The sequence below is a fragment of the Cytobacillus sp. Hm23 genome (assembly GCF_051842895.1).
Taxonomy (GTDB): domain Bacteria; phylum Bacillota; class Bacilli; order Bacillales; family SM2101; genus Nanhaiella.
On sequence record NZ_JBPXRQ010000038.1, the window covers coordinates 41,260 to 51,525 of the forward strand.

Sequence of the window (10,266 nt, forward strand, 5' to 3'; positions counted from 1 at the left end):
CTTATATGAAACGACAATTAATTTTAGAAGATGGAACAGTGTTTGTTGGTAAAGCATTTGGTAGTGAGAAAGATACGGTTGGTGAGGTAGTTTTTAATACAGGTATGACAGGATATCAAGAGATACTTTCAGATCCATCATATTGTGGTCAAATCGTAACTTTGACTTACCCTTTAATCGGAAATTATGGCATAAATCGAGATGATTTTGAGTCAATTACTCCTGCGATAAACGGGTTCATTGTGAAAGAATTTAGTGAACATCCTTCAAACTGGAGAAATCAATATACAATAAATGAATTTTTTAGAGCGCAAAACATTCCAGGGATAGCAGGAATAGATACTAGGAAACTAACGAGAATTATTCGTCATCATGGAGCTTTAAAAGGAGCTATTTGTTCCATGGACGTTGATGTAGCTGAAATGATCAAGCGTTTATCTTCAACTACACTTCCTACAAATCAAGTACAGAAGGTATCAACGAAAAGTCCATACCCTAGCCCAGGCCGTGGTTATAAGGTCGTATTAGTGGATTATGGGATGAAACATGGGATTTTACGAGAATTAAACAATCGTAATTGTGATGTAATTGTCGTTCCATATAATGTTACAGCTGAAGAGATATTAAGACTTAGCCCAGATGGTGTCATGTTAAGTAATGGACCAGGAGACCCGATGGATGTACCTGAAGCAATCGATATGATTAACGGCATTATCGGCAAAGTACCGCTATTTGGAATTTGTTTAGGGCATCAATTATTTGCTCTAGCTTGTGGAGCAAGCACAGAAAAAATGAAGTTTGGTCATCGTGGATCGAATCATCCAGTTAAAAATCTTGAAACTGGAAAAGTAGATATTACTTCACAAAACCATGGATATACAGTAAATGAACAGTCAATTTCAAATACAAAATTAAATGTTACTCACATTGCTTTAAATGATGGAACAATAGAAGGCTTAGCTCATCAAGATTATCCAGCTTTTACAGTTCAATATCACCCTGAAGCTTCACCGGGTCCAGAAGATGCGAACGGTTTATTCGATGAATTTATGAGCCTAATTGAAACATACAAGAGAGAGGGAGAAAAAGTATGCCAAAACGTGTAGACATTGAGACGATTTTAGTAATTGGATCAGGACCGATCATTATTGGACAAGCAGCAGAATTTGATTATGCAGGAACGCAAGCTTGTCTAGCGTTAAAAGAGGAAGGATACCGTGTTATCTTAGTTAACTCCAATCCAGCTACAATCATGACCGACACAGAAATTGCAGATAAAGTTTACATTGAACCACTTACTCCTGAATTTGTGAGTAGAATTATTCGCAAAGAAAGACCTGATGCATTAGTACCAACATTAGGGGGGCAAACTGGTTTAAATTTAGCTGTTGAGCTCTCAAAATCAGGTGTGTTAGAAGAATGCAATGTTGAGATATTAGGTACAAAACTGGATGCTATTGAAAAAGCAGAAGATCGTGAACTGTTTCGTAATCTAATGAATGAATTAAATGAGCCTGTACCACAAAGTGAAATTATTCATACACTTGAAGAGGCGCAAAGTTTTGTTGAAGAAGTAGGCTATCCAATCATCGTTAGACCCGCATATACGTTAGGTGGCACTGGCGGAGGTATTTGTCATAACGAGGAAGAGCTCCATGAAATCGTATCTAGCGGTATAAAGATGAGTCCAGTTAATCAATGTTTACTGGAAAGAAGTATTGCAGGCTTTAAAGAAATCGAATATGAAGTAATGCGTGATTCAAATGATAATGCCATCGTAGTATGTAATATGGAAAATATTGACCCAGTCGGCATTCATACCGGGGACTCTATTGTTGTAGCGCCAAGCCAAACTCTTAGTGATCGTGAGTATCAATTGTTACGGAATACTTCTTTAAAAATTATTCGTGCGTTAAAAATTGAAGGTGGATGTAATGTTCAGCTTGCTATAGACCCGCACAGCTTTGACTATTTTATCATCGAGGTAAACCCTCGTGTAAGTCGCTCATCCGCATTGGCATCAAAAGCAACTGGCTATCCGATTGCTAAACTAGCTGCAAAAATAGCAGTTGGACTAACATTGGATGAAATGATTAACCCTGTTACGGGAAAAACATATGCTTGTTTTGAACCAGCATTAGATTATGTTGTCTCAAAGATTCCAAGATGGCCTTTCGATAAATTTGAATCAGCAAACCGTCATCTTGGCACACAAATGAAAGCTACTGGAGAAGTAATGGCAATCGGTAGAAACTTTGAAGAATCGATCTTAAAAGCTGTTCGTTCACTAGAAGCTGATGTATTTCATCTAGAGCTAGATGAAGCAAGTACTCATAGTGATAAAACGATTGAAAAACGCATCCGTAAGGCTGGCGATGAGCGGTTATTTTATGTAGGAGAGGCACTCCGTCGTGGTATTACAATTGAGCAGCTCCATGAATGGAGTGCAATTGACTTATTTTTCCTACAAAAATTTCAAAATATCGTTCGTTTTGAAACTGTTTTGCAGAATAACATCGGTGATAAAGACGTGTTACATGAAGCAAAAGAACTTGGCTTTGCAGACATAACAATCGCTAAGCTATGGAATCAAACAGAACATCAAGTTTATGAATTCAGAAAACAGTCGAACATCATTCCTGTATATAAAATGGTTGATACATGCGCTGCAGAATTTGAATCTACAACACCTTATTATTATGGAACATATGAGGAAGAAAATGAATCAATTGTTTCTGAGAAAGAGAGCGTGGTTGTTTTAGGTTCTGGTCCTATACGTATCGGACAAGGTGTGGAATTTGACTACGCAACAGTTCATTCAGTTTGGGCTATTAAAGAGGCAGGATATGAATCAATCATAATTAATAACAATCCAGAAACGGTTTCAACAGATTTTAGTGTATCAGATAAACTCTATTTCGAACCGTTAACGATTGAAGATGTCATGCATATTATTGACTTAGAGAAGCCTATCGGTGTTGTTGTCCAGTTTGGCGGACAAACAGCGATTAATTTAGCGAATGAACTTGCAGAACGTGGAGTGAAAATTTTAGGAACATCTCTTGAAAACTTGGATCGCGCTGAAGATCGAGATAAGTTTGAGCATACGATAACACAGTTAGGTATACCACAACCTAAAGGAAAAACGGCTACTTCTGTAGAGGAAGCTGTACAAGTAGCTGACAGAATCGGTTATCCAGTACTTGTTCGTCCATCTTACGTTTTAGGTGGAAGAGCAATGGAGATTGTATATAAAAAGGAAGAGCTGCTTCATTACATGAAAAATGCTGTAAAAGTAAATCCACAGCATCCAGTACTAATTGATAGGTATATGATTGGTAAAGAAATAGAGGTTGACGCGATTTCTGATGGGGAAAGTGTATACATTCCTGGCATTATGGAACATATTGAACGAGCTGGTGTACACTCAGGTGACTCGATCGCTGTGTATCCACCACAAACATTAACGTCTGATGTAAAACAGAAAATAGTTGATTATACAACGTCACTGGCTAAAGGTTTAAACATCGTCGGGCTACTGAATATCCAATTTATCGTGTATAAGCAAGATGTATACGTTATAGAAGTAAATCCACGATCAAGTCGTACGGTACCGTTTTTAAGTAAAATCACTGGTGTGCCTATGGCTAATATCGCAACAAAAGTAATACTAGGTGCGAAACTAGAACAGCTTGGTTATTCAACTGGTTTACATGAGGAAAGCAAAGGGGTATTTGTAAAAGTACCAGTCTTTTCGTTTGCAAAATTACGTCGCGTTGATATTACATTAGGACCAGAAATGAAGTCAACTGGAGAAGTAATGGGTAAAGACAATACATTAGAAAAAGCTTTGTATAAAGGGCTTGTTGCAGCTGGTATGAGAGTTCAACAATTTGGTTCGGTCCTTCTAACTGTAGCAGATAAAGATAAAGAAGAAGCTTTAATGATCGCTAAAAGATTTCACCGTATAGGTTATCAAGTATTAGCGACAAGTGGTACTGCTGATTTTCTAGCAAAAGAAAATATTCCTGTGACCGTCGTTAACAAAATCGGAACAGATAAACCTAATTTGCTTGATGTTATTAGACAAGGAAAAGCCCAGTTTGTCATTAACACATTAACGAAAGGTAAGCAGCCTGCCCGGGACGGTTTTAGAATTAGAAGGGAATCAGTTGAAAATAATGTACCATGCTTGACAAGTCTTGACACAGCACAAGCAATATTACGTGTTCTCGAGTCGATGACATTTTCAGCAGAAGCGATGCCTCTATTTGAGCAAGCTAAAGAGGTGACACATTCATGATAATGCAAGAGGACATGCAGGTAGTTTCTCAAAGAGAAATTGCACAAGATATTTTTGAATTGGTATTACAAGGTGAACTGGTAACACAAATGGGAGAGCCAGGACAGTTCGTGCATATTAAAGTTTCAGAAGGGGCAGAGCCTTTGCTACGTCGGCCAATAAGTATTGCGAATGTTGATAAAAAGAATAGCCAATTTACAATGATTTATCGTAAGGAAGGACTCGGCACACGAGTCCTTTCTAGAATAAACAATGGGACAGTCAATGTATTAGGGCCATTGGGCAATGGTTTCCCAATTAACGAAACTAAACGAGGAAACACAGCTTTATTAGTAGGTGGCGGTATCGGAGTTCCACCATTATATGAGCTTTCAAAGCAACTCGTTGCAAAAGGTGTGAAGGTTATACATGTTTTAGGTTTTCAAGATAAACAGGTAGCTTTTTATGAACAGCAGTTTTCAGAGCTTGGCTCAACACATATTGCAACGGTAGATGGATCGTTAGGTATAAAAGGTTTTGTGACTGATGTAATCGATCAATATCAATTATCTTTTGATGTTCTTTTCTCATGTGGTCCTACCCCAATGTTAAAAGTGATAGAAGACCGCTATCAAGATAAGAAGGCCTTTATTTCTCTTGAAGAACGTATGGGCTGTGGGATCGGTGCATGTTTTGCATGCGTTTGTCATACACAAGAAGATCCTGAAGGTACATCGTATAAGAAGGTTTGTAGCGATGGTCCAGTCTTTAAGGTTGGAGAGGTGGTATTATGAATCGACTTAACATAGAGTTACCAGGACTGAAGTTGAAAAATCCAATTATGCCAGCTTCCGGTTGCTTTGGCTTTGGTAAGGAATATGCAAATCTATATGATTTAAGTAACCTTGGAGCAATAATGATTAAAGCAACTACACTCGAGCCACGCTTTGGTAATTCTACTCCACGTGTCGCTGAAACTTCAGCAGGCATGTTAAATGCCATAGGCTTACAGAATCCAGGGCTTGAAAAAGTGTTAGCTGAGGAATTACCATGGTTGGAACAATATGATGTCCCAATTATTGCGAATGTAGCAGGTTCACAAGTCGAAGACTATGTTGAAGTTGCTCAAGAGATATCTAAAGCGAAAAATGTTCATGCGCTGGAGCTGAATATTTCTTGCCCAAATGTGAAAACTGGTGGCATAGCATTTGGAACAATACCTGAGGTTGCGCATGATTTAACAAAACAAGTAAAAGAAGTATCTACTGTGCCAGTATATGTGAAGCTTTCACCGAATGTAGCGAATATCGTTGATATGGCAACAGCAGTTGAAGAAGCTGGAGCTGATGGCTTAACGATGATTAATACACTTTTAGGGATGCGTCTTGACCTAAGAACAGCTAAGCCAATTTTAGCGAATCGTACAGGTGGGTTGTCTGGGCCAGCGATTAAACCTGTTGCAATTAGAATGATTTACGAAGTGAGTCAAAAGGTCTCCATACCAATCATTGGAATGGGAGGAGTGCAAACAGCTGAGGACGTTATTGAATATTTATATGCAGGTGCAAGTGCTGTCGCTGTAGGAACAGCAAATTTCGTGGATCCATTCGTATGTCCAAATATCATTGAAGAACTGCCATTATTACTTGATAAGCTTGGTATTGATCATATATCAGACTGCATAGGAAGGAGCTGGAAAGAGCGTGAAAAGACCATTAATCATTGCTCTTGATTTTGCAGAACAGGAGCAAGTGAATCAATTTTTAGCGAATTTTCATGGTGAAAACCTTTATCTCAAGGTAGGTATGGAACTTTTCTATCAGGAAGGTCCTCAAATTGTTTCACAGTTAAAAAATGCCGGTCACAACATCTTTTTAGATTTAAAACTACATGATATTCCTAATACAGTAAAGTCTGCCATGAAAGGAATCGCACGATTAGGTGTCGATATTATCAATGTTCATGCTGCTGGTGGGAAGCAAATGATGAAAGCAGCGATGGAAGGTCTTGAAGCGGGTACGCCTTCTGGAAATGATCGTCCGAGTTGTATTGCTGTTACACAACTGACGAGCACCTCACAACAAATGTTAAGTGAGCAACTACTTATTGATCATTCACTTGATAATGTTGTGCTTCATTATGCAAGTAACGCAAAACAAAGTGGGTTAGATGGTATTGTTTGTTCAACACTAGAAGTACCGATGATTCAGAAAGAACTAGGAAAAGGGTTTGCTACTGTAACACCAGGCATTCGTCAATTAACAGACAATCAAGACGATCAAGTCCGTATTGCAACTCCAGAAAAGGCTCGCCAGTTAGGTTCCACCGCTATAGTCGTCGGGAGAAGTATTACGAAAGCGCAAGATCCGATAGCAGCATATAAAAAAATGAAAGCAGAATGGGAAGGAGCCTCCATATGAAAGCAAAAATAGCTGAACATTTATTAGAAATTAAAGCGGTTTTTTTACAACCAAATAATCCTTTTACATGGTCTTCAGGAATGAAATCACCGATCTACTGTGATAATCGCTTAACGTTATCTTATCCTCGTGTTCGAACAGATATAGCGGACGGCTTAGTAGAATTAATTAAAGAACATTTCCCTGAAACAGATGTCATAGCTGGTGCAGCTACAGGCGGCATTGCACATGCTGCTTTGGTAAGTGAAAGAATGAATCTACCTATGTGCTACGTTCGAGGTAAGGCCAAAGGCCATGGGAAAGGAAATCAAATAGAAGGTGTCGTGTCTGAAGGCCAAAATGTTGTCGTGGTTGAAGATTTAATCTCTACTGGAGGAAGCGCGTTAACAGTTGTTGAGGCACTTAGAGCAGAAGGCTGTAATGTATTAGGAATCGCTTCAATTTTTACGTATGGACTACATGCAGGTCAGCAAAAATTAGATGAAGCTAATGTAAGAGCTTATTCGTTAACAGATTTTGCGGCTTTAACTGAAGTAGCTGCTAAGAATGGGTATATAACTCAAGAAGATATTTCGAAACTGTTGAAATGGAGTGAAAATCCTCAAGACGAAACATGGATGAATAGCTAATAATAGTCAAAATTTTCTTTTATTTGACACTTCTTACAATTTGAATAATAATGTTATTATATGAATAAATATCCCTATTGTTTTTGATAAACTAAGAATTATGAATAATCATACTAATACACTACTTAGTTATAAAAATCTTCATAGCAAAGATTTTTGAATAAAACTTTATTATTATTCTACTAAACTAAAAAACAAGGGGGATAAAATGTAATGACAAGTGTTGTAGGATGGCTAAATGATCATATTTGGAGTAATTATCTGATATTTTTATGTTTAGGAGCAGGCTTATTCTTTACGATTGCTACGAGATTTGTTCAAGTTAGATACTTTAAAGAAATGATTAAATTAATGTTTGAGGGAAAAAGCTCCAAATCAGGAGTATCATCCTTCCAAGCGTTAGCACTATCTTTATCTGGGCGCGTAGGTACCGGGAATATTGCTGGTGTTGCTTCTGCGATAGCATATGGAGGGCCTGGAGCAGTTTTCTGGATGTGGCTAATTGCCTTTTTAGGTGCAGGCTCCGCTTTCGTAGAATCATCCTTGGGGCAAGTTTTTAAAACAAAACAAGATGGTGAATATCGTGGTGGACCAGCGTTCTATATCGAAAAAGGTCTTAAAATAAAATGGTACGCAATTTTATTTGCGCTTGTTACTGTTATTGCAACTGGAATGCTCTTACCAGGTGTACAAGCTAACAGTATAGCAGCAGGAATGGATAATGCATTTGGGATAAACCCTACGATTACTGGTGTGTTTTTAGTTGTATTCCTAGCGTTAATTATTTTCGGTGGAATTAAGCGTATTGTCCATGTTGCTCAAGTAGTTGTACCATTTATGGCTATAGGGTATATTTTAGTTTCTATGTACATCTTAATTACAAACATCTCGCAGGTTCCTGAAGTGTTTAGTCTTATCTTTAGCAGTGCTTTTGGGACAGATGCTACTTTTGGTGGTATTTTAGGTGCAGCTATTGCATGGGGAGTCAAACGTGGTATTTACTCTAATGAGGCTGGACAAGGTACGGGACCTCATGCAGCAGCAGCAGCTGAAGTTTCACACCCTGCAAAACAAGGACTTGTTCAGGCGTTCTCAGTATACATAGACACGTTGTTTGTATGCTCAGCAACGGCATTTATGATTATTATTACTGGTATGTATAATGTTACACCAGAAGGGGAAGCGCCGATTGTCAATAATTTAGCAGATGTAGAACCAGGACCAGTATATACACAACAAGCAATAGAATCACAAATACCTGGCTTCGGAGCACCGTTTGTTTCGATTTCACTTCTCTTTTTCGCTTTTACAACAATTATGGCATACTACTATATGGCTGAAACAAACCTAGCATATCTTAACCGTAAAGTGCGACGGGTTTGGTCTGAATATTTATTAAAAGTTGCGCTGTTATTTGTTGTCTTTTATGGAAGTGTAAAAACTGCAGATTTAGCTTGGGGCTTAGGTGATGTTGGTGTTGGTAGTATGGCATGGTTAAATATAATAGCAATATTACTGTTGACGAAACCAGCGTTAAGAGTACTTAAAGATTATGAAACTCAGAAAAGAGCAGGTAAGGACCCAGTATTTAACCCTAGCAAGTTAGGTATTGAAGGTGCTGATTTTTGGGAAGAGGAATACAAAAATCACGAAGCTGATGAGTCAAAATCAACTAAAGCTGTCTAATTGTAAGGTTCTTTTCGAAAAAATTGTTGCTATGTTTACTGACAGTATGATGAGTTATATGATAACTCAATAATTGTAAAAGTAGCAAAGATGCCACGAACACTGGATGTATACGTGCTTTAATGAAAAAACGAAGAGTAACAATTAATGTGAAAGCAACTAAATGAAAAAAGTAGAGGGGGCCGCAGGTCCCCTTTTGTTATGGAAAATAATATTCTAAGTTTACTATTTTCTAATTTTTTGTTTAGTCTCAATCCTTAAGCCTAAAAGGTACGGCTTCGAATGCTACGCATGTCCTTGTGCTTATAGAAAATGGTAAAGAAACTTACAGATTTTCACGAACGGGAAAGCCCACTCCTTAAGGTGTGGGATGGTAGTGAGATCAGATACGGTGTAGCTTCTGCTACATTAAGTATCTGAAATTCCCTACATTTTTTGTTGCAGTAAAACACTAAAACTGATAAATTAATGTTATGGAAGAATATAGAAGAACCAAGACTACTGTTTCATTAATTAACTATCATTTTGTTTTCTGCCCACGGTATAGGCGAAAGATATTCCTTCAAACAAAGGTTGAAGAACGTTTTAAGCAGTTGGTTCAAGAAATATGTGAAGAATTTGACATTCAAATTATTGCTATTGAATGTGATAAAGACCACTCTCATTTATTTCTTAATGCTTTGCCGACATTAAGTCCTGCTGATATTATGGCAAAAATTAAAGGAGTGACTTCTAGTACATTGAGGAAGGAGTTTCCTCATCTTCAACACTTGCCGAGCTTATGGACACGTTCTTATTTCGTTTCAACTGCTGGAAATGTATCAAGTCAAACGATTAAAAGATACGTTGAACAACAAAAAACAAGGGGGTGAGACTGTGAAACAAACAATCACTGTGAAAATTAAATTGCTTCCAACAAAAGAACAAGCCGATGTTTTAACCAAGATGAGCTATGAGTATATTTCTGCAATTAATACACTCATTTCAGAAATGGTAGAAGAAAAGAAAAGTACAAAGAAAACAAGTAAGCACGTAAATGCCATCCTACCGAGTGCTGTAAAAAACCAAGCTATTAAGGATGCGAAAAGTGTATTTTCTACAAAGATAAAGAAAAGTAAATATAAAATAACTCCTGTTCTTAAACAGCCTGTTTGTGTATGGAATAACCAAAACTATTCATTCGATTTTGAAAATATTTATCTACCATTAATGTTGAACGGTAAATCTAAAAAAGTCCCTGTTCGTGCTT

At 37.6% G+C, this 10,266-nt stretch carries 8 protein-coding genes and 1 pseudogene; all 9 read left to right on the forward strand.

Features of this window, described 5'->3' with window-relative positions:
* The first annotated feature begins 5 nt into the window (after nucleotides 1-5).
* A complete protein-coding gene (locus ACSVDA_RS19310; RefSeq protein WP_485885293.1) occupies nucleotides 6-1,106 on the forward strand; it encodes a carbamoyl phosphate synthase small subunit in 1,101 nt (366 codons plus the stop codon).
* A complete protein-coding gene (carB, locus tag ACSVDA_RS19315; protein ID WP_485885295.1) occupies nucleotides 1,091-4,303 on the forward strand; it encodes a carbamoyl-phosphate synthase large subunit in 3,213 nt (1,070 codons plus the stop codon). Before ACSVDA_RS19310 ends, carB begins: the two co-directional genes overlap by 16 nt.
* The gene (locus ACSVDA_RS19320; RefSeq protein ID WP_410628568.1) at nucleotides 4,300-5,076 is read left to right on the forward strand and encodes a dihydroorotate dehydrogenase electron transfer subunit; all 777 of its coding nucleotides are present in this window, start codon (nucleotides 4,300-4,302) and stop codon (nucleotides 5,074-5,076) included. The genes carB and ACSVDA_RS19320 overlap by 4 nt, the downstream gene beginning before the upstream one ends.
* Complete coding sequence (locus tag ACSVDA_RS19325; protein WP_214483274.1) at nucleotides 5,073-6,014, forward strand: dihydroorotate dehydrogenase; 942 nt, start codon at nucleotides 5,073-5,075, stop codon at nucleotides 6,012-6,014. Before ACSVDA_RS19320 ends, ACSVDA_RS19325 begins: the two co-directional genes overlap by 4 nt.
* Nucleotides 5,986-6,702 carry an orotidine-5'-phosphate decarboxylase gene (pyrF, locus tag ACSVDA_RS19330; protein WP_485885298.1) on the forward strand — a complete coding sequence of 239 codons (717 nt, stop codon included), beginning with the start codon at nucleotides 5,986-5,988 and terminating at the stop codon, nucleotides 6,700-6,702. Before ACSVDA_RS19325 ends, pyrF begins: the two co-directional genes overlap by 29 nt.
* Nucleotides 6,699-7,331: an orotate phosphoribosyltransferase gene (pyrE, locus tag ACSVDA_RS19335; RefSeq protein ID WP_485885300.1), complete on the forward strand. Its 633-nt coding sequence runs from the start codon at nucleotides 6,699-6,701 to the stop codon at nucleotides 7,329-7,331. Before pyrF ends, pyrE begins: the two co-directional genes overlap by 4 nt.
* Before the next feature lie 213 nt (nucleotides 7,332-7,544).
* Nucleotides 7,545-9,017: an alanine/glycine:cation symporter family protein gene (locus ACSVDA_RS19340; RefSeq protein WP_485885302.1), complete on the forward strand. Its 1,473-nt coding sequence runs from the start codon at nucleotides 7,545-7,547 to the stop codon at nucleotides 9,015-9,017.
* 473 nt (nucleotides 9,018-9,490) lie between these two features.
* A complete protein-coding gene (tnpA, locus tag ACSVDA_RS19345; protein ID WP_485885304.1) occupies nucleotides 9,491-9,889 on the forward strand; it encodes an IS200/IS605 family transposase in 399 nt (132 codons plus the stop codon).
* A 4-nt stretch (nucleotides 9,890-9,893) separates the two neighbouring features.
* Nucleotides 9,894-10,266 (forward strand): annotated as a pseudogene (locus ACSVDA_RS19350) (RNA-guided endonuclease TnpB family protein); the annotation flags it as partial.

Excerpts from the sequence above, each read along its gene's own strand:
- ACSVDA_RS19310 (WP_485885293.1), top strand. The coding sequence starts at position 6 with ATGAAACGACAATTAATTTTAGAAGATGGAACAGTGTTTGTTGGTAAA.
- carB (WP_485885295.1), top strand. The coding sequence starts at position 1,091 with ATGCCAAAACGTGTAGACATTGAGACGATTTTAGTAATTGGATCAGGA.
- ACSVDA_RS19320 (WP_410628568.1), top strand. The coding sequence starts at position 4,300 with ATGATAATGCAAGAGGACATGCAGGTAGTTTCTCAAAGAGAAATTGCA.
- ACSVDA_RS19325 (WP_214483274.1), top strand. The coding sequence starts at position 5,073 with ATGAATCGACTTAACATAGAGTTACCAGGACTGAAGTTGAAAAATCCA.
- pyrE (WP_485885300.1), top strand. The coding sequence starts at position 6,699 with ATGAAAGCAAAAATAGCTGAACATTTATTAGAAATTAAAGCGGTTTTT.
- ACSVDA_RS19340 (WP_485885302.1), top strand. The coding sequence starts at position 7,545 with ATGACAAGTGTTGTAGGATGGCTAAATGATCATATTTGGAGTAATTAT.
- tnpA (WP_485885304.1), top strand. The coding sequence starts at position 9,491 with ATGGAAGAATATAGAAGAACCAAGACTACTGTTTCATTAATTAACTAT.